This window comes from Halomonas sp. 111 (assembly GCF_052379685.1).
GTDB classification, from domain to species: Bacteria; Pseudomonadota; Gammaproteobacteria; order Pseudomonadales; family Halomonadaceae; genus Vreelandella; species Vreelandella citrativorans.
In genome coordinates, this window is the sequence record NZ_JBQSYV010000012.1 from 92,634 (window position 1) to 115,066 (window position 22,433).

General features: G+C 54.0%; 23 protein-coding genes. 15 read left to right on the top strand and 8 right to left on the bottom strand.

The genetic code is table 11. From position 1 onward, the window contains the following. Positions 1–22: 22 nt before the first annotated feature. Positions 23–877: a DUF72 domain-containing protein gene (locus tag ACT3T7_RS10780; RefSeq protein WP_444631037.1), complete on the top strand. Its 855-nt coding sequence runs from the start codon at positions 23–25 to the stop codon at positions 875–877. A gap of 152 nt (positions 878–1,029) precedes the next feature. Beyond that, the gene (locus ACT3T7_RS10785; protein WP_444631038.1) at positions 1,030–2,373 is read left to right on the top strand and encodes a sodium-dependent transporter; all 1,344 of its coding nucleotides are present in this window, start codon (positions 1,030–1,032) and stop codon (positions 2,371–2,373) included. 71 nt (positions 2,374–2,444) lie between these two features. On the opposite strand, the gene ACT3T7_RS10790 is transcribed toward ACT3T7_RS10785, so the two are convergent. Next, entirely contained in the window at positions 2,445–2,663 is a 219-nt protein-coding gene (locus ACT3T7_RS10790; RefSeq protein ID WP_087110325.1) for a PA3496 family putative envelope integrity protein, read from the bottom strand. A 272-nt stretch (positions 2,664–2,935) separates the two neighbouring features. Here ACT3T7_RS10790 and hexR point away from each other — a divergent pair, with 272 nt between their 5' ends. The 3 genes from hexR to ACT3T7_RS10805 all read left to right on the top strand — a co-directional run bounded on the left by hexR (position 2,936) and on the right by ACT3T7_RS10805 (position 7,292). Then, positions 2,936–3,790, top strand: a complete 855-nt coding sequence (gene hexR / locus ACT3T7_RS10795; protein WP_087111253.1) for a transcriptional regulator HexR — start codon at positions 2,936–2,938, stop codon at positions 3,788–3,790. A gap of 86 nt (positions 3,791–3,876) precedes the next feature. Beyond that, a complete protein-coding gene (gene uvrD / locus ACT3T7_RS10800) occupies positions 3,877–6,075 on the top strand; it encodes a DNA helicase II (protein WP_444631039.1) in 2,199 nt (732 codons plus the stop codon). Positions 6,076–6,203: 128 nt separating this feature from the next. After that, complete coding sequence (locus ACT3T7_RS10805; protein ID WP_444631040.1) at positions 6,204–7,292, top strand: TRAP transporter substrate-binding protein; 1,089 nt, start codon at positions 6,204–6,206, stop codon at positions 7,290–7,292. An 84-nt stretch (positions 7,293–7,376) separates the two neighbouring features. Here ACT3T7_RS10805 and ACT3T7_RS10810 read toward each other — a convergent pair whose 3' ends face one another. Further along, on the bottom strand, positions 7,377–7,790 hold the full coding sequence (locus ACT3T7_RS10810) for an acyl-CoA thioesterase (protein ID WP_087110319.1): 414 nt from the start codon (positions 7,788–7,790) through the stop codon (positions 7,377–7,379). An 83-nt stretch (positions 7,791–7,873) separates the two neighbouring features. On the opposite strand from ACT3T7_RS10810, the gene ACT3T7_RS10815 reads away from it, so the two are divergent. The 6 genes from ACT3T7_RS10815 (at position 7,874) to cysZ (ending at position 13,843) form a co-directional block, all read left to right on the top strand. Then, the gene (locus ACT3T7_RS10815; RefSeq protein ID WP_444631041.1) at positions 7,874–8,824 is read left to right on the top strand and encodes a PstS family phosphate ABC transporter substrate-binding protein; all 951 of its coding nucleotides are present in this window, start codon (positions 7,874–7,876) and stop codon (positions 8,822–8,824) included. 98 nt (positions 8,825–8,922) lie between these two features. Beyond that, positions 8,923–10,038 carry an ABC transporter permease subunit gene (locus ACT3T7_RS10820; protein WP_444631042.1) on the top strand — a complete coding sequence of 372 codons (1,116 nt, stop codon included), beginning with the start codon at positions 8,923–8,925 and terminating at the stop codon, positions 10,036–10,038. Then, the gene (pstA, locus tag ACT3T7_RS10825; RefSeq protein ID WP_444631043.1) at positions 10,038–11,447 is read left to right on the top strand and encodes a phosphate ABC transporter permease PstA; all 1,410 of its coding nucleotides are present in this window, start codon (positions 10,038–10,040) and stop codon (positions 11,445–11,447) included. The genes ACT3T7_RS10820 and pstA overlap by 1 nt, the downstream gene beginning before the upstream one ends. Continuing rightward, on the top strand, positions 11,441–12,256 hold the full coding sequence (gene pstB / locus ACT3T7_RS10830) for a phosphate ABC transporter ATP-binding protein PstB (protein WP_172116801.1): 816 nt from the start codon (positions 11,441–11,443) through the stop codon (positions 12,254–12,256). Before pstA ends, pstB begins: the two co-directional genes overlap by 7 nt. Before the next feature lie 44 nt (positions 12,257–12,300). Then, the gene (gene phoU / locus ACT3T7_RS10835; RefSeq protein WP_172116800.1) at positions 12,301–13,026 is read left to right on the top strand and encodes a phosphate signaling complex protein PhoU; all 726 of its coding nucleotides are present in this window, start codon (positions 12,301–12,303) and stop codon (positions 13,024–13,026) included. Positions 13,027–13,102: 76 nt separating this feature from the next. Then, complete coding sequence (cysZ, locus tag ACT3T7_RS10840; protein ID WP_172116799.1) at positions 13,103–13,843, top strand: sulfate transporter CysZ; 741 nt, start codon at positions 13,103–13,105, stop codon at positions 13,841–13,843. Between the two features lie 83 nt (positions 13,844–13,926). On the opposite strand, the gene ACT3T7_RS10845 is transcribed toward cysZ, so the two are convergent. The 6 genes from ACT3T7_RS10845 to ACT3T7_RS10870 all read right to left on the bottom strand — a co-directional run bounded on the left by ACT3T7_RS10845 (position 13,927) and on the right by ACT3T7_RS10870 (position 19,224). Beyond that, complete coding sequence (locus tag ACT3T7_RS10845; protein ID WP_444631044.1) at positions 13,927–14,259, bottom strand: hypothetical protein; 333 nt, start codon at positions 14,257–14,259, stop codon at positions 13,927–13,929. Positions 14,260–14,924: 665 nt separating this feature from the next. Beyond that, positions 14,925–15,305, bottom strand: coding sequence for a hypothetical protein (locus tag ACT3T7_RS10850; protein ID WP_444631045.1), 381 nt, complete (start codon positions 15,303–15,305; stop codon positions 14,925–14,927). Between the two features lie 306 nt (positions 15,306–15,611). Next, positions 15,612–16,907, bottom strand: a complete 1,296-nt coding sequence (gene phoR / locus ACT3T7_RS10855; RefSeq protein ID WP_444631046.1) for a phosphate regulon sensor histidine kinase PhoR — start codon at positions 16,905–16,907, stop codon at positions 15,612–15,614. Positions 16,908–16,909: 2 nt separating this feature from the next. Beyond that, a complete protein-coding gene (gene phoB, locus ACT3T7_RS10860; RefSeq protein WP_087110299.1) occupies positions 16,910–17,599 on the bottom strand; it encodes a phosphate regulon transcriptional regulator PhoB in 690 nt (229 codons plus the stop codon). A 129-nt stretch (positions 17,600–17,728) separates the two neighbouring features. After that, positions 17,729–18,625 carry a 4-hydroxybenzoate octaprenyltransferase gene (gene ubiA, locus ACT3T7_RS10865; RefSeq protein ID WP_444631047.1) on the bottom strand — a complete coding sequence of 299 codons (897 nt, stop codon included), beginning with the start codon at positions 18,623–18,625 and terminating at the stop codon, positions 17,729–17,731. Positions 18,626–18,660: 35 nt separating this feature from the next. Beyond that, complete coding sequence (locus ACT3T7_RS10870) at positions 18,661–19,224, bottom strand: chorismate--pyruvate lyase family protein (protein ID WP_444631048.1); 564 nt, start codon at positions 19,222–19,224, stop codon at positions 18,661–18,663. 85 nt (positions 19,225–19,309) lie between these two features. Between ACT3T7_RS10870 and ACT3T7_RS10875 the strand changes: the two genes are divergently transcribed. The 4 genes from ACT3T7_RS10875 to ACT3T7_RS10890 all read left to right on the top strand — a co-directional run bounded on the left by ACT3T7_RS10875 (position 19,310) and on the right by ACT3T7_RS10890 (position 22,401). Next, the gene (locus ACT3T7_RS10875; protein ID WP_444631049.1) at positions 19,310–20,503 is read left to right on the top strand and encodes an NAD(P)/FAD-dependent oxidoreductase; all 1,194 of its coding nucleotides are present in this window, start codon (positions 19,310–19,312) and stop codon (positions 20,501–20,503) included. Positions 20,504–20,608: 105 nt separating this feature from the next. After that, positions 20,609–20,881 (top strand): HU family DNA-binding protein, encoded by a 273-nt coding sequence (locus ACT3T7_RS10880; protein WP_018918476.1) that lies wholly within the window; start codon positions 20,609–20,611, stop codon positions 20,879–20,881. Next, positions 20,881–21,237 carry a hypothetical protein gene (locus ACT3T7_RS10885; protein WP_444631050.1) on the top strand — a complete coding sequence of 119 codons (357 nt, stop codon included), beginning with the start codon at positions 20,881–20,883 and terminating at the stop codon, positions 21,235–21,237. Before ACT3T7_RS10880 ends, ACT3T7_RS10885 begins: the two co-directional genes overlap by 1 nt. A gap of 159 nt (positions 21,238–21,396) precedes the next feature. Beyond that, on the top strand, positions 21,397–22,401 hold the full coding sequence (locus ACT3T7_RS10890; protein ID WP_444631051.1) for a zinc-binding dehydrogenase: 1,005 nt from the start codon (positions 21,397–21,399) through the stop codon (positions 22,399–22,401). Positions 22,402–22,433: the final 32 nt, after the last annotated feature.

Consider the following 22,433-nt stretch of genomic DNA (forward strand, 5'->3'; position numbering starts at 1 on the left):
AATGCAGCAGGCTCGTTGGCGTATGACCCTCCCCCTCTACCTAGGCCTACCCATGTGGGCCAACCAGGATTGGCAGGGCAGCCTGTATGCCCGCCACGCCAAGACAGATCTGCTCAGCGACTATGCCAGCGTATTCTCCAGCGTGGAAGGTAATACGACCTTTTATAGCGGTGCGCCAAAGGCCGAGACCGTTGCCGCCTGGGCTCGCCAGGCACCTGCTCATTTTCGCTTCTGTTTTAAATTACCTGCCAGTATCACCCATGACCAGCGGCTTGCCCATTTGGATGATGTCTGGTCCTTTTTAGCCGCACTTGAGCCACTGCATGATCGTCTTGGCCCTACCATGGTGCAGCTACCGCGAGATTTCGGGGCGGATGAGCTACCAAAGCTAGAGGCCTTACTGGCTGCCTGGCCCGCTCATTTACCATGCGCGGTTGAAGTTCGTCATCCTGTTTTTTTCCACAAAGGCGCGGCTGAAAAAGCGCTTAACCAATTGTTGATAACTTATTGTGCCAACCGTGTAATGCTGGATGTACGCCCTGTCTTTTCAACCCCTGCCGAGGGCCACGCGGGACTTGCGCACGCTCAGCAGGAAAAGCCGAAACTCCCGTTACACGTGCTTTCCACAGGTAATTTTCCGGTCGTTCGCTTTATTGGCCATATTGACAAAACGATTAATACGCACTACTTCGCCCCTTGGAAAGCCCGCCTCCACCTGTGGATAAGTCAGGGGAAAACCCCTTTCTTATTTGTGCATACTGCTGATAATCGCGAGTCTCCCGAGATGGCACGTCAGCTATACAATGCGCTTGGCGAACTTGCCGACCTACCCCCGCTTAGCGACTTTCCAGGTGAGGCACAAAACCTGTTGTTTTAAGCTAATATTAATTTAACCTAACTGGCACGGGGCCTCTTGATCGGATAAATTGCGCATACTCTTTGAAAAGCGCAGAGCCGTCTGTGCTTTTCGAACATGCGTAAATGGGGCGCATAGCGGCTTATTACAATTCAACCAACAGTAGGTGATGTATGGCAAAACTTGCACATGCACAATGGTCATCGCGTATGGGCTTTGTGCTTGCAGCTGCCGGTTCAGCGGTAGGCTTAGGGAATATCTGGCGCTTCTCATATATGACCGGTGAAAGCGGCGGCGCTGCTTTTGTTCTGGTCTATCTTGCATGCGTAACGCTGGTTGGCCTGCCTATTCTGGTAGCGGAATGGATGATTGGTCGCCGGGGCCAGAAAAACCCGATTAACACCATGTCCGACCTTGCTACGCGTCACGGGCGCTCCAGGGCTTGGGCAACTATCGGTATTAGTGGCGTTCTGGCGGCCTTTTTAATTCTATCTTTTTATAGTGTTATCGGCGGCTGGTCACTCAATTACACGCTGGGGTCGGTGATCGGGACATTTAACGGCCAGGATGCTGATGCCGTCGGGGCTATTTTTGGCGACCTGCTGGGCAGCCCTACAACGCTCCTACTTTGGCACACCGCGTTCATGGTGCTGGTCATTGGTATCGTGGCGCGTGGTGTGACCAAGGGGCTTGAAGCCGCTTCACGACTTCTGATGCCTGCGCTGATCGTGCTTCTTTTGATTTTGGTCGGCTATGGCGTAACAAGCGGCTACTTCGGTGAAGCACTTGCATTCATGTTCAGCCCTGACTGGGGTGCACTCGACGGTGGTGTCGTACTAGCGGCGATGGGCCAAGCCTTCTTCACCCTATCATTGGGTATGGGCATCATGATGGCGTATGGCTCTTATCTGGGCGAAGACGTCAACCTGATTAGCACAGCGCGTACCGTTATCATCCTGGATACGGTCATTGCCCTGCTTGCAGGTCTTGCGATCTTCCCCATTGTGTTCGCCAACGGGCTAAGCGCAGGCGAAGGCCCGGGACTCATCTTCGTAACGTTACCTCTGGCCTTTGGCAACATGGCGGGCGGCACTATTCTCGGTTTGATGTTCTTCCTGCTGCTGACGTTTGCCGCCATTACGTCGGCTATCTCGCTGCTGGAACCGGTCGTTGAGACAATCGAAGAGCGCACGCCCTTGAGCCGGGTAGGATCGACACTGGCGAGCGGTATTGCGGTGTGGGTACTCGGTGTGGCGGCGCTGCTGTCATTTAATGTGTGGTCCGAGGTACTGTTATTCGGCCTCAACATTTTTGACTTCCTCGACACCTTCACCAGCAAGATTTTGCTGCCGCTGACGGGTCTGGGCGCGATTATCTTCTTCTCGCTATGTTTGGACAAAGAAGAAGCGCGCAAGGAGCTACGGTTAGATATCTACGATTTCACCTTGTGGAATCTACTCGCCAAGTACGTGGCGCCACTCGGTGTGATTATCGTATTCCTGACCGGCTTGATCTAGCGATGCCTACGCCCTGCCGCTTGGCAGGGCAGCACTATATGGGTACTGCTTAAACACCGAGCTACATGCCGTTAGTGCAACTCGCTCTCTTGCCGTTCGTCATCGTCTGGCAGGGGGGCGATATCCCGGTATAACTTCTGAAACTCCCGATGCAGTTCAATTCCTCGGCGAGCCCGTAAATTGCGTTGTGCGGCGCTACGCTGGCGCTGAGCATGCTCATCCACTTCCATGCCCATAAAAATATCCAGCAACTCGCTTTTGACCGAGGTAATTCGTTCGACGTTTTTCATGATCGACGTGCCTCCAGGTGAATATGTCTTCGTCCACCTGCATCTGTGGCGACTGTTGAATGATGCAGTGCGACACTTCACTTCTTACTATACCTTACTTGACACTATGATGACGAAACTTGGCGAAATGCGTTAACGCCTTTTAAACGCATGCCTAAACATCGTTTCACTGCCCTTTTATGCCATCACTCAGGCATACTGTGGCAAATGCTGACAAATACAGCAAAGCGCGCAGTACAAAACGCGCGCACTGGATAATCGAGGAGCTGAACGTGAGTCGCGCCCTGTTCGATGAGATGAGACGCCGCATGGAGCACTTTCGCCGCTCCGAACAAAAAGTGGCACGCTTTGTACTGCGTAATCCTGACGAGGTTATCCACATGCGGATCGTCGACCTCGCCACCGAAGCCAACGTTAGCGAGCCTACCGTGGTGCGCTTCTGTCGCGCCCTGGGCTGCAATGGCTTTCAGGATTTTAAACTGCAGTTAGCGCAAATGCTGGCGTCTGGCAGCCAATTCGCGCAGTTCTCAATGAACGACAGTGACTCCGTTGCTGAGTTCTCGCACAGTATTTTTGACTCCACGGTCGGCACTCTGCTTTCGGTACGTGACCGGCTCGATAACGACGCGCTGGGCCAAGCGGTTAATGCGCTGGCGATGGCCAATCGGGTTGAGTTTTACGGCTTTGGCGCCTCAGGCGCTGTCGCGTTTGATGCACAGCACAAATTTTTCCGTTTACAGATATCTACATCGGCCTATGCGGACCCGCACATGCAGAACATGTCGGCGGTGACCCTTAAAGAGGGCGATGTGGTGGTGGCGATTTCTCAAACGGGCCGGACCAAAGCATTGGTCGCCAGCGTGCGCCTGGCCCGTGAAGCAGGCGCTACAGTGATTGGCCTGTGCCCCAGCGGTTCCCCCTTGGCAGAAGAGGTCAGCCTGCCGCTGTATATTGATGTTCACGAAGATACCGAGATCTACACACCACTCAGCTCTCGCATCGCCCACCTGGTGTTGATTGATGTGCTCGCTGTAGGCGTTGCCAAAACCCGCGGCCCCAAACTGGCTGAGCAGCTTAAATCGGTGAAGAAAAGCCTGAACACCCTGCGCTACCCTGAAGACAACTAAATCGTCGTACGCTAACGCCTGTATGCACAGCCAGTTCGCCTGCTGTGCTAAACTAGCCGCCCCTTTTCGATCCGGCAGCGGCTTTTATGGACGACGTCACGGCGATACTCGATCAGCTCAACACAGCCCAGCGTGAGGCAGTCAGCGCTCCTCAGGGCAATCTTCTCGTGCTGGCCGGTGCAGGCTCCGGTAAAACCCGGGTACTGGTTCACCGAATTGCCTGGCTGATGCAGGCAGAGGGCCTGTCGCCCTATGCGCTACTGGCAGTTACCTTTACCAACAAGGCTGCCCGCGAGATGCGCACGCGCCTTGAAGCCCTGCAGGGAATCTCCTTGCGCCATGTTTGGGTAGGCACGTTCCACTCTATTGCTCACCGCTTGCTTCGAACCCATTGGCAGGACGCTCGGCTACCGCAAAACTTCCAGATCATTGACTCCGATGACCAGCTCCGGCTGGTGAAGCGGCTGCTCAAGGATTACGCCATTGACGATGAGCGCTTTCCGCCGCGTCAGGTCCAGGGGTTCATCTCAAGCTGCAAGGAAGAGGGCTTACGCCCGCATCAGGTGAACGTTGACGGCGATGCCTACATGGCGCAAATGGTAGAGCTTTACGAGCGCTATCAATTAACCTGTGAACGCGGCGGGCTGGTAGATTTCGGTGAACTACTGCTTAGAAGTCTTGAGCTTCTGCGGGATAACCCGGCGCTTTTAAATCATTATCGTGAGCGCTTTGGGCACATATTGGTGGATGAGTTTCAGGACACCAACACCTTGCAGTATGCCTGGCTAAAGCTGCTGAGCGGCATGCAAACCCCCATGACCGCAGTGGGCGATGACGACCAATCCATTTATGGCTGGCGCGGCGCCAAGATCGAGAATATTCGCCGGTTTGAGGAGGAGTTCCCACAAACGCAGACGGTGCGTCTTGAGCAGAACTACCGTTCAACCAGTGCCATTCTGGATGCTGCCAATGCGCTGATCAGTCATAACAGTGACCGGCTGGGCAAGAACCTGTGGACCGATGGTATCGAGGGCGAGCCTATTTCTGTCTACGCCGGGTTTAACGACCTGGAGGAGGCACGTTATATCGTCGACACTATCAAAGAGAAGGTCGATGAAGGCGTTAACCGCCGTGATATTGCGATTCTCTACCGTTCCAATGCTCAGTCCCGACTGCTGGAAGAGACGCTGATTCGTCAAGGCATGCCTTATCGCATTTACGGCGGCCACCGCTTCTACGAGCGCCTGGAAATCAAGAACGCCCTCGCCTATTTACGTTTACTGCTTAACCGCGATGACGACGCCTCGCTTGAACGCGTGATCAACGTGCCGACCCGCGGCATTGGCACGCGTACCGTGGAAATTCTGCGCCTGCGCGCGCGCGAACAGAGTATTTCACTTTGGCAGGCGCTGCATGATGCCCTTCAGGACGGTACGTTAAAGGGCCGTGCGGCCAACGCGGTACAGACGTTTGCCAACCTGATAGAGCAGTTGGATAACGACGCGGCAGGCTTAACCCTTTACGAAATTATCGATCACGTCACCGAGCACACGGGCCTGATTGAGCACCATAAGAGTGAGCGCGGAGAGAAAGGCCAGGCGCGGGTCGAAAACCTCGAAGAACTGGTCACTGCTGCCCGAGCCTTTACCCAGGGTGATGCGTTTGAAACGCCCGAGGCGGGCGAAGGCATGGCCGCTCTGGAGGCATTTCTTTCCGAGGCGGCGCTTAACGCGGGCGACCATGAAGCTGAAGAGTTTGAGGATAGCGTACAGTTAATGACGCTTCACTCTGCCAAAGGCCTCGAGTTTCCGGTGGTATTTATTGCCGGTGTGGAGGAGGGTCTGTTCCCGCATAAAATGTCGCTCGAAGAGCCGGGGCGTTTGGAAGAGGAGCGCAGGCTCTGTTACGTGGGCGTTACCCGCGCCATGCAAAAACTCTACCTGACCCACGCAGAAACTCGCCGCTTACACGGCAAAGAGGTGTTTCCGCGTCCCTCGCGCTTCTTGCGTGAATTACCGCCGCACCTGCTAGAAGAGGTTCGCCTGCGCGGCCATATCTCACGCCCGGTAACCGCCGCCCGCACCAGTTTTGCGCAGCAGCGTGTTGAAAGCGATGGCGATTTACCTGCCCTGCATGTGGGCCAACGTGTTGGCCACGCCGTCTTCGGTGAAGGCATTATTCTTAATGCCGAAGGCGAAGGCGCACGCGCCAGAGTACAAGTGAGCTTTGAAGGCGAGGGCGTTAAGTGGCTAGTGCTGGGGTTTGCCAAGCTAATCCCGCTGTAACGCCTATGTTAAGGGGAAGTGTCTTAACAGGTTGCCCAATAAAACCGGGTTAGCGCATACTGGCGAGCGGACACGTACGCTCACGCGTAACGCAATAATAATCGTATTTATTCGGAGTTATAGCCGCCATGCAACGCCGCCAATTCTTAAAAACCGCTGGCTTAGGTGCTGCCGGTGTCGCTGCCGCCCCCTTTGTAGCGACCGCGCATGCAGATGAAACGTATACCTGGGACATGGTGACCTCTTGGCCGAAGAACTTCCCGGCGCTAGGCACTGGCGCCAACGACTTCGCTCGCCGCGTTGAGCAGCTTTCCAACGGCCGTATGAAAATCCGCGTACACGGCGCAGGCGAGCTGGTACCTGCATTGGAAGTGTTTGATGCGGTATCGGCTGGAACGGCAGAAATGGGCCACTCCACGCCCTATTACTGGCGTGGTAAGCTCCCGGCTGCCCAGTTCTTTACCGCCGTGCCCTTTGGTATGTCAACGACTGAGATGAATGCGTGGCTGTATCACGGCGGTGGTCAGGAGCTGTGGGACGAGGTTTACGCCAAGCATAATCTTAAGCCGTTCGCAGTGGGCAACACTGGCCCTCAAATGGCGGGCTGGTTCAAGAAAGAGATCAACTCGCTGGACGACATGCAGGGCCTTAAACTGCGTTTGCCAGGACTTGCCGGTGAAGCCATGAACGGCATCGGTGTCAGCACCGTGAATATGCCAGGCTCTGAGATTTTCACCTCGATGCAAACGGGTGTTCTGGATGCCGCCGACTGGGTAGGCCCTTACAACGATATGGCGTTTGGTCTGCATCAAGTGGCCGACTACTACTACACCACGGTGTGGAACGAGCCGACCGCAACCGTCGAGACGATGATCAATCTGGATGCCTGGAATGCCTTGCCAGAAGATCTGCAGGACGTTATTCGCGAAGCAGCACGCGCGTCCAACCTGGCCATGTACACGGAGTTCGCTTACCGCAACGCGCAGGCGCTAGAGACTCTGGTTGATGAGCATAACGTTCAGCTACGCGAATTCCCCGACGATGTTGTTCAGGCACTCTACGAATCCTCGCAAGCAGTGATCCAAAACCAGGTTGAGGGCGATGAAGACTCACGGCGCATTTATGAGTCGTACGCTAACTTCCAGAACCTTATCCGCCCGTTTAGTGATATCGGCGAGTATGCCTACCTGAAAGGTCGTGATGCCGTTGGCGGTTAATCGCTACCCACGGTTGATAAAAAGGGCGCCCAGGCGCCCTTTTTTTGCAAGCCATTGTGCCATCTGATGAAGGGTCAGCAGGCCTTAACCATGCACGGCACGGATACGACCATTATCGTCCAGAGCGACCATGACGAAACGCGCCTCAGTGACTTTTTGGCGCTCTTCAAGGCGCCGCCCATGAGGGATACGCACCCATACTTCGACATCGATCTTAAGAGAGCTACGGCCAATTTCCTGTACATGAGTATAAACACTCACCATGGAGCCCACGCGCACAGGGCTTAAGAAATCCATCGACTCGATGGCCACTGTCGCAGTACGCCCGCCGGCCTCACGGCCGGCTGCCAGTTCTGCCGCCTGATCCATGTGATTAACCAACCACCCACCCGAAATATCGCCGTAAAGGTTGGTATCCTGTCGAGAAGCCAGTAATTTGAGTGTGAGCAGGCCTTGGGGGGCCGGAGCATCATCCAGGTCGGTTTCTAAAAGTGTCATAAGTCGGTCGCTTAATAGGGTTATTGTTGTGTGGTTGCTGCATAGCAATATAAGGCATTAGTTAATCATATGAGGGCATACGTTTGAAGCGCATTGGTTGGTCGTCAGGGAAAAAAAATCGCCTGCGTTTTACGCTTACCACGGTACTAATGCTATTCGCATCAGCTGCCTGGGGGCAACCACAACCAGTTAGCGGCACCCTGAGTGCGATTGGCTCCGACACCATGGCCGGACTCATATTGCGCTGGGGCGAGGCGCTAGCCGTGCGCTATCCAGAGATTAATGTGCAGTTTCAGGCTACCGGCTCGGCCAGCGTACCGCCAGCGCTTACGGCGGGCACTGCACGGCTTGGCCCCATGTCACGCCCCATGAATGACCAAGAGCGACAAGCGTTTATCGATCGCTACGGTTATCCACCGCTAGAGCTTAAGGTGGCCAGAGATGCGCTTATTCTGGTCGTTCATCGTCATAACCCCTTGCGGGCCATTACGCGCCAACAGGCCGATGCCATTTTTTCCACCGGCCAAGCGTGCGGCGCCGATAAGCCGATAAGACGCTGGAGCGACTTGGCCGCCACACGCGAGTGGCCCTATGGAAATATCGCGCTGCATGGGCGTAACCTGGCATCGGGCACCTATGGGTTGTTTCAGGCCGAGGTGCTGTGTGATGGCCAATTCCGCCCCGACATCAGCGAGCACCCGGGCTCCTCTGCTGTTGTCGCGGCCGTGGGTGAGTCGCCCAACGCCATGGGATATGCCGGATATAATCACCTGACACCGATGGTCCATGCGCTGCGCTTTGTTACCGAGGAGGGGGAAGAAATCGCGCCCAGCGAGCAGGCTGTTCAGCGTAACGAGTACCCGCTATCACGCGATCTTTACCTCTACGTTAATTTACCGCCAGATGAGTCACTACCCGCCGCCGAGCAGGCATTTTTAGCGTTTATTTTATCGGAAGAAGGCCAGCAAATTGCCCGTGCGGCGGGTTTTGTACCGCTGCCCGATGATGAACTCGCAAATCAGCAACACTGGTAGCTCACTATCATCCAATTGTCATAAAAGTGTCTTAGAGTAAGGAGAACTCACCATGCAACCCATCTTCGCGACGGCCATGCCTTCCCTATGATGTTGATATGATCCCACCTCGCGTTCCTGCTTCTTATCAGCCGCTACGCCAGTTTAAAAATCGTGTCGCCACCGGCCTTATTACGGCGGGAGGCATCGCGGTGCTACTCGCGATTCTGGCGATTGGCGTGTTTCTATTTTGGGAAACGCTGCCGCTGTTGGCATTGGATAAGACCTTTGCCTTCGATAAGCTCTCGCCACTGGTATGGGGAACGCTTAAAGCGGCCTTGGCGGCGATGCTCTTCGCGCTACCTATCGCCTTAGGCGCCGCCATGTACTCGGCGCTGTTCATGTCAGCACACTTGCGCAGCCGGATTAAGCCGACTCTTGAGATGATGGAGGCAATGCCCGGCGTGGTAGTGGGATTTATTGCCGGTTTAGTACTTGCTCCATGGGTGGAGCGAAACCTGGCCAGTACGCTGGTGCTGCTGGTATGGCTACCAATCAGCGCGGGGCTTGCGGGCGTACTCTGGTACATGGCCTCGTCTCGCTGGCATCGGCGACTGCCGTTTTCCTGGGCCGGGCTATGGCTTGTACCCTGGCTTATCGGCATGGTGGCGCTGGCGGTGTGGTTGACGCCCTTGCTGGAGCAACTCTTTCTGGGCGGCGATCTGCGCCGCTGGTTAGAACAGCGCTGGGGCATGGACTACGTCACTCGCAATGCGCTGATTGTAGGTATCGCCATGGGGTTTGCGGTAATACCCAGCATTTACTCCCTTGCCGAAGATGCCCTTGCCGACGTCCCGCCCTCCCTGATGGAAGGCGCCCAAGCGCTCGGGGCCAGCCGCTGGCAGGCGCTATGGAAAGTCGCGCTACCAGCGGCGGGGCCGGGTATCTTTTCTGCGGTGATGATAGGTATGGGTCGTGCGGTAGGTGAAACCATGATTGTGTTAATGGCCAGTGGCAACACCGCCCTGCTGAGCGCCAGCCCCTTTGAAGGCATGCGATCAATGGCCGCCGCCATCGCGATTGAGCTCCCAGAAGCCTCCCCCGGCGGGTTTACCTATCATCACCTGATTCTAGCGGCGCTGGTACTGTTTCTATTTACGTTTTTAGTAAACACCCTGGCCGAAGCGGTACGCTTACGTATGCGCCGCCGTTACCATAAAGTGGGGCATTACTAATGAGCCGCCTATTCGCCTCCGCTTCCAAGCATCGGCTCGATAAATTATGGCCGTGGCTATGCGCCGCTAGCGTGGCCTTGTCACTTTTAATGTTAAGCGCGTTACTTACACTCTTGCTTGTTCGTGGGTTAGGCCATTTTTGGCCCGCCACGCTTGAAGAAATAACACTACGCTCGGGTAGCGTTGTTGCGGGGCAAGCTATTCGCGAAACGCCACTGCCTCAGGAGGCCGGGGTTGAGCGCCTCTATTTTAAAGGTAACCGTGATGTCGACGGCGCCAGTTGGCACTGGGTAGATATCGACGATATTACCTCACGTACAACACCGCACGACCTGATCCGCCTGGAACGTGCTCCGTGGGGCAGTTTTATTGGTCGTCTGGCCGCAGTAGAAACCGCTCAACAATCGTTGCATGGCCGCGAAGCGTGGGACTATTTAAACAACGCGCTTACCCTACCGGCTAATCAGCGCCCGCCCGGGCAACTGCTGCTGGTCACGGCACAGGGCGAGACGTTACGCCAATCTTTGGACAGCGTTAGCCAGGCACTAGCGCCTAACGCCATGTCCTGGTGGCAAAAAACGCACACCTGGGGCACTAACGTTTGGCAGTTTTTAAGCGAGGGACCACGCGCGGCCAATACCAGCGGTGGCGTATGGCCGGCTATTTTCGGTACGGTGCTGATGGTCATCTTAATGTCCGTAATCGTCACCCCCTTTGGCGTACTGGCCGCTATTTATCTTAATGAAATTGCCCATCAAAACCGACTTACCCGGTTAGTACGCATTGGCGTACGCAACTTGGCGGGCGTACCTTCTATTGTGTACGGCGTGTTCGGCCTTGGCGTATTCGTTTACGGCATTGGCGGCACGCTGGATAGCTGGTTCTTTAGCGATACACTGCCTTCGCCAACGTTCGGCACCGGCGGTCTTTTATGGGCCTCTTTAACGCTCGCGCTATTGACGCTTCCCGTCGTGATTGTGGCCACCGAGGAAGGGCTTGCTCGCATCCCCGATGCTCAGCGTGAGGGGGCAGTAGCGCTGGGGGCCACCCGTCTGGAAATGCTAACGCGTATTGTCCTACCCATGGCTACTCCTGCCATGCTAACCGGCGTTATTCTCGCTATCGCCCGCGCCGCAGGCGAAGTAGCTCCGCTTATGCTGGTGGGGGTTGCCAAGTTAGCTCCGCAAATGCCGGTCGACGGTGAGTTTCCTTATGTGCATCTGGAGCGCAAATTTATGCATCTTGGCTATCATCTATTTGATACTGCTTTTCATGGCGAGGATGTACAGGCCGCTATGCCTCTGGTTTACGCCACGGCGCTTCTTTTAGTGGTTATTATTTTGGTGCTTAACCTAACTGCCATATTTCTGCGTCATTATTTTAGGCGCCAACGAGGAAGCGAATGCTAGCGTCATTAGATATAGCCAATGCCCCACAGGCGCCGGTGACGCATTTTTCATCCGAGCACTGCGCCTTGAGTATCAACCAATTTAACCTCGCCTATGCGGGGAAATCGGCGTTGCGTAATTTAACGTTGAGTGTGCCACGCCACCGGGTAACGGCCTTTATTGGGCCTTCAGGCTGTGGCAAGTCAACACTGCTACGTGCCATTAACCGGTTACATGATCTTAACGAGAGCGTGGAACACAGTGGGCATATTCAGCTTGAAGGGCAGGATATTTACGCTGCGCAGATGAACGTGACCGAGCTACGCCGCCGGGTAGGCATGGTGTTTCAAACGCCCAATCCGTTTCCCATGTCGATCTATGAAAACGTCGCTTTTGGCTTGCGTTTACAGCATCGCCTACCCAAGCGGCAACGCGATGACATTATCGAGTGGGCGCTGACCTCAGCAGCCCTATGGGATGAGGTAAAAGACCGCCTGCATCGCTCGGCGTGGCAGCTATCAGGTGGTCAGCAGCAGCGCTTGGTCATCGCTCGAACGCTTGCCGTTCAACCGGATGTGCTACTACTGGATGAGCCGGCATCAGCGCTTGATCCGATTTCAACGCTGAAGATTGAGGAGCTGATTCGTAACCTTAAATCACAGCTAACCCTTATCCTTGTCACCCACAATATGCAGCAAGCCGCACGGGTCTCCGATTATACGGCCTTTCTACACAACGGAGAGCTGGTTGAGTACGGCCCTACCGACCAGGTCTTCACTAATCCGCGTTTACAGCGCACCGAGAACTACATCACCGGCCGCATGACGTAGTCGTCAATCATCAGGCCTAACTAACCCAACATCAGGAGTGCTCAATGGATATTACGAGCGATACCCACAGCCAGCATATCTCGCGCCAGTTCAACCAAGAGCTGGAAGAGCTAAAAACCCACCTGATGGCCATGGGCGGCCTGGTGGAAAAACAGGTTCAGGATGCCGTATTCGCCCTGCTGGAAAACGATACCCGCTTGGCTGAAAAAGTACGCGATAACGACCGGCAAGTGAACGATCTTCAGCTGCAAATTGATGAAGAGTGCACCCGTGTATTGGCACGCCGCCAGCCTGCAGCATCAGACTTACGCCTGGTGCTTGCCGTTATTCGTGCCACTTCAGATCTTGAGCGTATCGGCGATGAAGCCAGCAAGATTGCGCGTAATGCAATCCTGCTCAGCGAAAACACCAGCACGGTTCGTGGCTTAATTGAAGTTCGTCATATCAGTGAGCATGTACGTAAAATGCTGCGCGATGCGCTGACAGCCTTTGCCCGTTTCGATACCGACTTGGCGATGAAGGTAGTGCGTGAAGATGAGTCGGTCGATGATGAGTACGGCAGTGCCATGCGCTCATTGATGACCTTCATGATGGAGGATTCGCGCTCAATTAGTTCAATACTCAGCATTATGTGGGTGCTGCGCGCGCTGGAACGCGTCGGCGACCATGCCGACAACCTGGCAGAGTACGTTGTGTATCTCGTGAAGGGGCTCGATATTCGACATAGCGACCTGGACACCGTCGACCAGAAGGTAACGAAAAAGCCTTGACCCATGAGGCATTTCCTCTTGCAATACGTCTGGGCGAACACCCGCCTGGACGTTTGTATTGATGAGGACTGCTTGAATGTTGGATGCAATAACAGCGCTTAGCCGAGGTACGCGGCTGGTCTATCAAAAAGGCCTGCGGCGTTATATTTTTCTTCCTATCCTCGTCAATATTATTGTTTATGCCGCCATGTTCAGCTTTGTGATTACGCGCTTTTCAGGCTGGATTGACCACTGGATGACATTAGTACCTGCTTGGCTGGATTGGCTTTCCTGGCTGATCTGGCCGCTGTTTGTGGTTAGCCTTATTGTCATTGTATTCTTCACCTTTACCCTGATCACAAGCTTTATTGCGGCGCCTTTTTACGGCTTTTTAGCGGCTAAAGTGGAAATTCAAGAAACAGGCCGTATACCGCTGGATGATCGCGGGCTGACCAAAACGGCGCTTGATGCGCTAGGCCGAGAGCTGGTCAAACTCGCGTATATCGCCCCACGCGCCATTGCCCTCTTTATCATCAGCTGGATTCCAGGGCTCAACCTCTTTGCGCCGATTCTATGGGGGCTGTTCTCCGCATGGGTAATGGCCATTACCTATCTGGACTATCCTATGGATAATAATAAGGTCTCGTTCAAGGATATGCGTCAACGGCTTTCCAGGCGCTGGTGGCAAAGCCTCAGCTACGGCGGGCTCGTTACTCTGGTTACCTGGATACCGCTTGCCAATCTTTTTCTGATTCCGGGGGCCGTAGCAGGAGCCGTACTAATGTGGGACCAATATTATCGTACGGCGAATGAGCTTACGATCCAGCGGCCCTCGTAACACCTGAAAAGTCATGCTTTTTTTCTACGCTTTTAAACGCGAAACCCCGCTTTAACGGGGTTTTTAATGCTTTCAGTAGTGGTTTACCAGTCCAGGCTATCGCCTTCTTTGTGATTTAACTCGGTCGATTCGAACGAATGGGTGTTACGACGCTGGGTGCCATCCTGATCCCACTGCAGCTGGCTTGACGGTGCATAGTTGCCGTTCATATGATCACGCTGACTATGGTTAAGCTCACTGGGTGAGTAGTGAGGACTAGACGTGCTAGTGGATTGCGGCATGTCGATGACATCGCTGCCGACTGCACGATCTTTAGTACGCTCAATAGAGCTTTGGGCAAAAGCTAGCGGGCTTGCAATCAAACCGATAGAAATACCTAAAATACCTACCGTTTTTAAAACTGCTTTAAATGACATAACGCTCTCCTGATGTGGGGTGCCGCTCACCTGTCTTGGCTATTATCACACTAACGTAAATACCATTGCACTGAAGGGTGAGAAGCGATCAGTGCCTTTGACTGCAAGATTATGGTCCAAGTGCCCAAACATCCCAAATTCATGAAATGCTGAATGATTAAAAATATTTTTAAACACGACCACACAAATAAAGCTATCCAAGTAAATAACAAGCTAACATTTTTTTAGTGTTGGCACAGCACCATGGTGAACAAGCTAAAAAGCTCGTTATCAACCTTTGCGTTTAAAAAGCATGAAAGGGGTCATCACGCCGTGGGACAAGAGAATCGTGAAAAAACTATTTGAGCGAGGGTAATGTTAAAAAAACGTAGATAGGAAAGGTTCAGTTTTAAAACCAGCCAAACACGACGGCTCATCAAGGGCTACATAACAAGATTAGGCCCTGCCATGGCAGGGCCCTAACCTCGCATCTATGGACAATATCTAGCGCTAGCTTCCACTCCTTTTGCGGGACTCCAACCTTGGAATTTACCCTGACTAACGCTCTGATTGTCGCTTGATTCAATCCATGAATCGGTGAGCATCCATGCGATGGGACATCCTTATCCCGTGCTCGTTCCTAAACTGTAGTACAAATTTTTAGCACTGAGTGTTTAAACCGCTGGTCACTGGTCTTGACCAGTGGTCACAGAGCTATTTTGCTCAGGCAGGTCGCTCGGCTCAAATGACGTATCGCCGCCACCTGTTACACCCGTTGGACCACCATCCATCGACTCATTATGAGTTTCATGTTGAGAAGAACCTGCACCGGGACGAGTAGTATCGCCTGCACTTTCACCGTTCATATCTGAAAGGTCGTCTGCATCATAGGTAGATGCATCACCACCTGCACCTGTACCAGATGATTGCGGCTGCATGGGTTCTTCATCAGCTGTAATATCGTGGCTCGGATCTACTGGCTCTTGGGCAAAAGCGAAGGGGCTTGCCAGTAAACCGAATGTTACACCTAAAATCCCAGCTTTCTTGAGTAGTTCCTTGGACATCATGTTCCTTCTCCTCGATCGCTGTTGATACCGCTAATCTTAAGGAAGTGCCTTCCTGGCGTACCATTTCCTGCGGTAATCTTCCTTTCCCAACTTAATGCAGATGTAATGCCAAAAAACAAAAATAAAAAAATATTTCTTATTAATAAACAACTTAAAATAAATCCCGCGTGCCAATCATGCTCGCTGATCGAGTATAAGGGACCACCATAACTGACTAAAAATGACACATGAGCAGACTTGAACCATAGATGGCTGTCCATATGGCACGCTTGGATAAAGGTTATACAGAAGACCAGAGAAAGGCGGCTAGGAGGTAGCAGCCAGCCGAGTGGCGGGGAAAGTACAGCGAAATAGCGAACCTTCGCCAGGATGCGATTCAACCTGAAGCTGAGCATCATGGCGCAGCAGGATATGCTTAACGATGGCAAGACCAAGCCCAGTACCGCCTGTCGCGGTACTTCGACCTTTATCAACCCGATAAAAGCGTTCCGTTAGCCTGGGAAGGTGGACAGGATCGATGCCCTCTCCATCATCTTCTACTTCTATGCATGCGCTTCCATCTTCCATGGGCGCCCAGCGCAGTATAATTTGGCTACCCTCTGGGGTATATCGCACCGCATTGAAAGCCAGGTTAGAAATGGCGCTACGTATTTCCTGCTCGCTCCCTATGAGCTGGGCGTCACTTTCAATAGCAACACGGACAACATGCTTACGGTGCGATAGCGCCAATGCATCCTGGCAGACGCTATTAAGCAATTGCTCAACCGACAGCGCCTGATGGTCCTGCCCGCCTTGATCAATTTCCAAGCGTGACAAAAGCAGCAGGTCGTTAACCAGATTTTGCATGCGCTGCGTCTGGTCCTGCATTTGCTCGATCCCTCGGCCCAAGCGAGGCGGAAGCTGCTCAGCCAAGTCACCATAGGTTTCGAGGTAGCCAGAAAGAACAGTAAGCGGCGTACGCAGCTCATGGGAGACGTTGGCCACAAAGTCTCTGCGCATCTCCTCAAGACGGTGCAAACGAGTGATATCCCGCGCCATCACCAGGCGCTCATCGTCGCCATACAAGGTAATTTGGTATTGCAGAATGCTGCGTTCATCAATGGGTGAGGTCAGCGTAAGCGGTTCGCTGTAATCGCGGGCGTTGAAGTAGCTAATAAAGCGTGGGTCACGCAACAAATTGGTAATGTGCTGGCCACGATCGTGCGCGGTTTGTAAGCCCAGCATATCCGTCGCTGCACTGTTCCACCACTCCAAATCACCGTGGCGGTCGAGCATTACCACGCTGTCGCGCATGGCCTCTGAGGATTCCTGGATACGCGCGAGCGTAGACCGCAATCGACCTTGTGTAATGCGCTGGCTTTTTTGGTAGCGGTAAAGACGGTCAAGCAAATCCCCCCACATGCCACCCGCAGCCGGGGGCTCATTATGAGGATTAAGGGTTAACCATTGAAAGAGGACGCGCAGTTGGCGTAAATGGTAAAAAAGGCAAACGGCCAACCCGGCTGCCAAACCAAGGCCCGCTGAACCTAATAGCCACCCCAGGCAAACACCTATGGTCGCTAACCAGGCAATACGCCAAAGCTCACGGCTCCATAGGCGCACAGTTACACCCGGGCTGAGAAACGATAACCGGTACCCCGTACCGTCTGAATCAGGTTTTGGTGCACATCGCCTAACGCCTTACGCAAGCGCCGAATATGTACATCCACTGTGCGTTCTTCAACATACACATTGCCGCCCCATACCTGGTCCAGCAGTTGGCTGCGTGTATAGGCTCGCTCCTGGTGGGTCATAAAGAACTGCAGCAGGCGATATTCAGTGGGCCCCATTTCCAGCGCCTTGCCATGCGCACTAACACGGTGGCTGACGGGGTCGAGTAGAAGGCCGTTAATTTCGATGGGGTCTTCTACGCCACGTGGGGTGGTGCGTCGCAATACGGCTTTCAAGCGCGCGACCAACTCACGGGGCGAGAAGGGTTTGGTGATATAGTCGTCCGCGCCCGCCTCAAGGCCTTGAATCTTATTGTCTTCCTCACCCTTGGCGGTGAGCATAATAATCGGCATTTCGGCGGTTGCTTCTTCACGCTTAAGGCGTCGCGCCAACTCAATACCACTGGTACCTGGCATCATCCAATCCAGAAGCAGTAAGTCAGGCTGATGGTCAACGACTAACGCGTGGGCATCCTGGGCGTTATCCGCTTCAAGCACGCGATAGTCAGCCATTTCCAGCGCCACTGCGATCATTTCGCGAATAGGTGCTTCATCATCGACAATCAAAACGGTCTTGGCGGTCATTCCAGGGCCTCACGGTGCTCAATGAAAGGTAATTCAATGACATCTCAGTGACAATAACACCATGACTTGATGACACTTATATGACAATAGCCAATAACAAGAACGAATGACAGGCCTAATCACGCTTTGCTAGAGCGGCCCGGCCACTGGCCACCAACTTAGCGCAATTCCGGCAAAAACCAGCAGCCCTGACCAGTAGTTATTCAAAAAAGCCTGAAAACACGGGTCGCGTTCACGATGCCGAATCAGGCGCTGTTGATGAATAAAGGTGGCCGCCATACCGGCAAGGCCCAGCCAGAAAAAACCACCCAGCCCCACACGAACACCCACAAAGGCTAACAGCACCAACGTCGCCAGTTGCAGTAATCCAATCATCAAGCGGTCTGCACTGCCAAACAGCACCGCCGTTGATTTAATACCAATTTTCAGGTCATCGTCACGGTCGACCATGGCGTATTGGGTATCGTAGGCAACCGTCCACAGTACGTTCGCAAAAAACAGCAACCAGGCTTCCACAGGTACATAGCCCAGCACCGCCCCAAATGCCATGGGGATTGCCCACGAAAAAGCCGCCCCCAGCACCACCTGAGGAAGATGGGTGTAACGCTTCATAAAGGGGTAGATAAACGCCAGGATCACGCCACCAATCGACAGCAGCACCGTAAACCAGTTGGTCAGCAGCACTAACACAAACGCAACAGTGACCAGCCCAATAAACAGCAGTTTGGCTTCGGTTTCACTGATTCGCCCCGTCGCCAGTGGACGATGTTTCGTGCGCTTAACGTGGCCATCAACATGGCGGTCAGCGTAATCATTCACAACGCAGCCAGCAGCGCGCATAACATAAACACCTGCCACAAAAATAAGCAGCACGTTGCGGCCAGGCACCCCGTTTGTAGCCACCCAAAGCGCCCATAAGGTAGGCCACATCAATAGCCAGGTACCAATGGGGCGGTCCAGGCGCATTAAGTGTAAAAAATCAGCGACTCGCGCCCATCCGACTGGCCGCAACAAAGAACGATCCATGCCTACCTCACGTAAAGAAGAGATGCCGAGCAAGCCTACCGCGAAGACAAACGAAGGTCATCTGCCATGGTGGATAAAAAGTACTCTTGTACGAGTAGCGATAACCCACCATGTTGAAACACTGAGCGCCGCCCCCAACAACTTTTCACGCCAGCATCCTGAGGGAAGGCAAAACGTGGCGCACCGCTCGTGGCTTCAAGCGGGCCGCGTACTAAATCTGGCTGGCGAAACAGCCAACTGCCCAGCGAGCGCTCACCAAGTTGCTCCAATCGCTGGCCTTTTAATTGTGTTAAGGGAGCAACCGAACGTGCGACTACCCAAGGATTATCACCCACGCACAGGGCGACCTCCCTTAACCAGGCATAGCGACGAAGCTCAATCCCCAACGCCTGCGCTTCATCACGCAGAGGCACGCCGACGCCCTGGCGCAGCAGGCGAACACGGAATGGTTGCCCTGCGCCTGCCGCTTGCAAGCGAGCCGTTAGCGAATCCGTAGACGCAACCCACTCCCACCAGGCAGCGCTCATGGCGGGGCGTAACGCAGCCACGGGCTGCCAAACAGGAAAGGCATACGCTTGCCGAAAAGAGAACGTCACCACCAGATACTCCTGGGCAAAAAACAGAGAAGCTAGTGTAACATGGTGGTCTTAAAAGCTTTTACGACACCGATTATTTGGGGATGGCATGTCTGCATCACATCCGGTTAGCAACCCGACTGGCCACGCTGAGTTGATCATCATTGGTACCGGCATGGCAGGCATTGGGCTTGCCCGTGCGCTACGTCGCCAAGGCGATAAGCGCTCGATTATTTTGGTGAGCGCAGACAGCGGCAAGGACTACAGCAAGCCGCTGTTATCTACCGGCTTTGCAAAACGCCTCTCGCCCAACCAACTGGCCAGGCATTCAGCCGCGGTACTGGCCGATGAGTTGGATGCCCATGTGCTTACCCATACGTCAGTAGAACACGTGACACCAGACACGCACACCGTGCAGCTTAGTGACGGGCAAACACTTGCCTACGATACGCTGGCGCTGGCGACCGGTGCTGAACCCCGGGTGCCGTTTGCCATTCCAGAAAGCGTTGCTCGCTACTGCTTTACCATTAATGATCTCGACGACTATCGCCGGTTCCATCACGCGCTGAACGATCGCCCTGCGCGCATTGCCGTTATCGGCGCAGGATTAGTCGGCTGTGAATTTGCCAACGACCTGCAGGCAGGTAGCCATCAAGTCACTCTGATTGCTCCAGAGGCCACGCCGTTACCCAAGCTATTACCAGAACCGCTGGGGTTTGCGCTGAGTGATGCCTTTCAGGAAGCCGGTATAAAGCTTGCGCTTCACCGCACGATTAAAGAGTTAGCCCCAAATAATGACAGCACGGTTCGGCTAACGCTTAGTAACGATAACACCGTCAACGCCGATATTGTTTTACTGGCAACCGGCCTTACGCCAAGAACCGCGCTGGCAAAGGCCGCCGGGCTTGCCGTTTCACCACAAGGTATTCAGGTAGACCGGTATCTGCGCACTTCGCACCCGCATATTTATGCCTTGGGCGATGTTGCTTGCATAGAAGGCCTCAATGCCATGTACGTCCAGCCATTACAAGCCAGTGCCAAAGCACTCTCGGCAACGCTTGCCGGCTCACCAACGCAGGTCAGCTTCGGCGCCTGGCCCATCATTGTGAAAACGCCGCTATTGCCCGTAGTGGCCTATCCGCCTTCGGCGATACCCGAACACTGGCGAATTGAGGGCGAAGGGGGTGATATGACGGCGCTTGCCGAAGATAAAGACGGGAATTTAGTCGGTTTTGCGTTGACAGGCGGCTGCGTGAGACGGAAAGTGGAGCTTTCCCGAGCAGCTCCCACACTGCTGGGCTGATTTTTATCGCGCTCACGTCTAGGCTGGATAAGCTAGCCCAGTCTAGTGAGTACTTTTAACAACACCGCTATGCTTTACGCTTAACGTTAATGAGGGGAACTTCCTATGCGCAAACCTGAACTCGCCGCTGCCATCGCTGAGAGTGCCGACCTATCCAAAGACAAAGCAGGCCAAGTCCTGAATGTTATTCTGGATGAAATCACCAACAGCGTTGCAAAAGGCGAAGATGTGGCATTGATTGGTTTTGGTACCTTTACCGTGCGTGAGCGTGCAGCACGTACCGGCAAAAACCCGCAAACGGGCGCACCCTTACAAATTCCGGCCAGCAAAAATGTTGCCTTTAAGCCGGGTAAAGCGCTTAAGGACGCCGTTTCCTAATGAAACTCAAGCTGACGCTGTGGCTATTGAGCCTAATGCTCAAGCGTGCCCTGCGCCGCAAGCCGCGCTTTCGTGAACAGCTTGAAAGGATGCGCCACCTGGACTGGGGCATTGCGACGGAAGACTTGAGCATTGCTCGCTACTACCGGATGACCCCCAAAGGGGTCTCTTCAGGTAAAAGCCTGCCAGTCGATTTGGATCTTGAATTGCGCTTTCGTGATCAGGAAGCCGCATTACGTATCCTTAGAAAGCCAACGCAGCAAGCTTTCCTCGATGGAATGCTCAACGGCGAGGTACGCCTTGTCGGTGACTCCACCGATATGAACAAGCTGCAAAAACTGCTGAAGTATTTATAACGCTTCTTCCAGCGGTTCTACCCGCCACCCGTAGGTGGCGGGTTCCTACGCGTTTCACCTGCCTTTCTCCCTCCATAACGTTTGCACAGCGATTTTAAACAGGCCTTTTGCGTTTATTCCCGGTAACGTTAGCGCTATTAATGTAATGAACGGACCGCTATGACCGTATCCAGGAAAAAAACGACAGGCTTAACGATTGCTCACTTACCTGAGGGGGAGTTGCGTTGCGAGCACATCGAAAAGATAGAAATTAGCCTGCCAGACATAACACGATTACTGCTAAAGCCTCTCGCGATCAGCGTTGACCCCTACATGCGCACGCGGATGCAGTCCAGCGGGTATGACTATATTGAGCGCTGGAAGGCTGGCAGCACCCTATCAGGCTGGACCATGGCCGAGGTAGTTACCAGCAGTGAGCCGGGGTTTAAGCGGGGCGATCTCGTCGTGGGCCACCTCCCCATGCAGGAGCTCATTGCCACTGACGGACAGCACCTGATGCGCGTACCGGCGGGCAGTGACCCCGACGCCTACTTGCATCCATTAGGAATGACGGGGTTTACTGCCTGGGTAGGCATGCAGTTACTGGGGCAGCCCACCGCTGAAGATACCGTACTGGTAAGTGCCGCTGCCGGTGCAGTTGGCTCTATTGCCGCACAGCTTGCACAGCGCCAAGGGGCAAACGTGATCGTGACAGCCGGACGTACCGACAAGCGTGATTGGCTACACCGTTTGGGGTTCAAGACCGTACTTAATCACCGCCATCCTGATTACGCCAGGCAACTTAATAACGCGGCGCCTTCCGGTATTACGCTCAATTTTGAAAATATCGGGGGCAGCGCTTTTACTGCTGCGATTGACGCAATGAGACCGAATGGACGCCTCGTGCTTTGCGGGTTAGTAAGCCAATACCAAACCCGCAGCCCGCGTAAAAGTCCGGATAATTTTGCCCAGCTGAGGAAAAAAAGGGTCGCAATCCATCACTTTGTCGTGCCCGATTATCTAACGCATTGGAACAACTTTCAGCGCTTTATGGCGCCTTTGGTTGATCAAAAAAATATCGCATGGCGGCTCGATAAAGTAAGCGGTGGACTCGACAGCGTGGCTCCAGCGCTCATTGGGTTGCTCAATGGCGATAATATAGGCAAGCGTGTGGTCGAATGGTAGGGGCTTATCTGCTCCAAAAACGCATAACGTGA

Excerpts from the sequence above, each read along its gene's own strand:
- pstB (WP_172116801.1), top strand. The coding sequence starts at position 11,441 with ATGCTAGCGTCATTAGATATAGCCAATGCCCCACAGGCGCCGGTGACG.
- ACT3T7_RS10790 (WP_087110325.1), bottom strand. The coding sequence starts at position 2,663 with ATGAAAAACGTCGAACGAATTACCTCGGTCAAAAGCGAGTTGCTGGAT.
- ACT3T7_RS10875 (WP_444631049.1), top strand. The coding sequence starts at position 19,310 with ATGTCTGCATCACATCCGGTTAGCAACCCGACTGGCCACGCTGAGTTG.
- ACT3T7_RS10785 (WP_444631038.1), top strand. The coding sequence starts at position 1,030 with ATGGCAAAACTTGCACATGCACAATGGTCATCGCGTATGGGCTTTGTG.
- phoU (WP_172116800.1), top strand. The coding sequence starts at position 12,301 with ATGGATATTACGAGCGATACCCACAGCCAGCATATCTCGCGCCAGTTC.
- ACT3T7_RS10820 (WP_444631042.1), top strand. The coding sequence starts at position 8,923 with ATGATCCCACCTCGCGTTCCTGCTTCTTATCAGCCGCTACGCCAGTTT.
- phoB (WP_087110299.1), bottom strand. The coding sequence starts at position 17,599 with ATGACCGCCAAGACCGTTTTGATTGTCGATGATGAAGCACCTATTCGC.
- ACT3T7_RS10850 (WP_444631045.1), bottom strand. The coding sequence starts at position 15,305 with ATGATGTCCAAGGAACTACTCAAGAAAGCTGGGATTTTAGGTGTAACA.
- ACT3T7_RS10880 (WP_018918476.1), top strand. The coding sequence starts at position 20,609 with ATGCGCAAACCTGAACTCGCCGCTGCCATCGCTGAGAGTGCCGACCTA.
- ACT3T7_RS10890 (WP_444631051.1), top strand. The coding sequence starts at position 21,397 with ATGACCGTATCCAGGAAAAAAACGACAGGCTTAACGATTGCTCACTTA.
- ACT3T7_RS10810 (WP_087110319.1), bottom strand. The coding sequence starts at position 7,790 with ATGACACTTTTAGAAACCGACCTGGATGATGCTCCGGCCCCCCAAGGC.
- ACT3T7_RS10780 (WP_444631037.1), top strand. The coding sequence starts at position 23 with ATGACCCTCCCCCTCTACCTAGGCCTACCCATGTGGGCCAACCAGGAT.
- ACT3T7_RS10845 (WP_444631044.1), bottom strand. The coding sequence starts at position 14,259 with ATGTCATTTAAAGCAGTTTTAAAAACGGTAGGTATTTTAGGTATTTCT.
- pstA (WP_444631043.1), top strand. The coding sequence starts at position 10,038 with ATGAGCCGCCTATTCGCCTCCGCTTCCAAGCATCGGCTCGATAAATTA.
- ACT3T7_RS10885 (WP_444631050.1), top strand. The coding sequence starts at position 20,881 with ATGAAACTCAAGCTGACGCTGTGGCTATTGAGCCTAATGCTCAAGCGT.
- cysZ (WP_172116799.1), top strand. The coding sequence starts at position 13,103 with ATGTTGGATGCAATAACAGCGCTTAGCCGAGGTACGCGGCTGGTCTAT.
- uvrD (WP_444631039.1), top strand. The coding sequence starts at position 3,877 with ATGGACGACGTCACGGCGATACTCGATCAGCTCAACACAGCCCAGCGT.
- ACT3T7_RS10805 (WP_444631040.1), top strand. The coding sequence starts at position 6,204 with ATGCAACGCCGCCAATTCTTAAAAACCGCTGGCTTAGGTGCTGCCGGT.
- ubiA (WP_444631047.1), bottom strand. The coding sequence starts at position 18,625 with ATGGATCGTTCTTTGTTGCGGCCAGTCGGATGGGCGCGAGTCGCTGAT.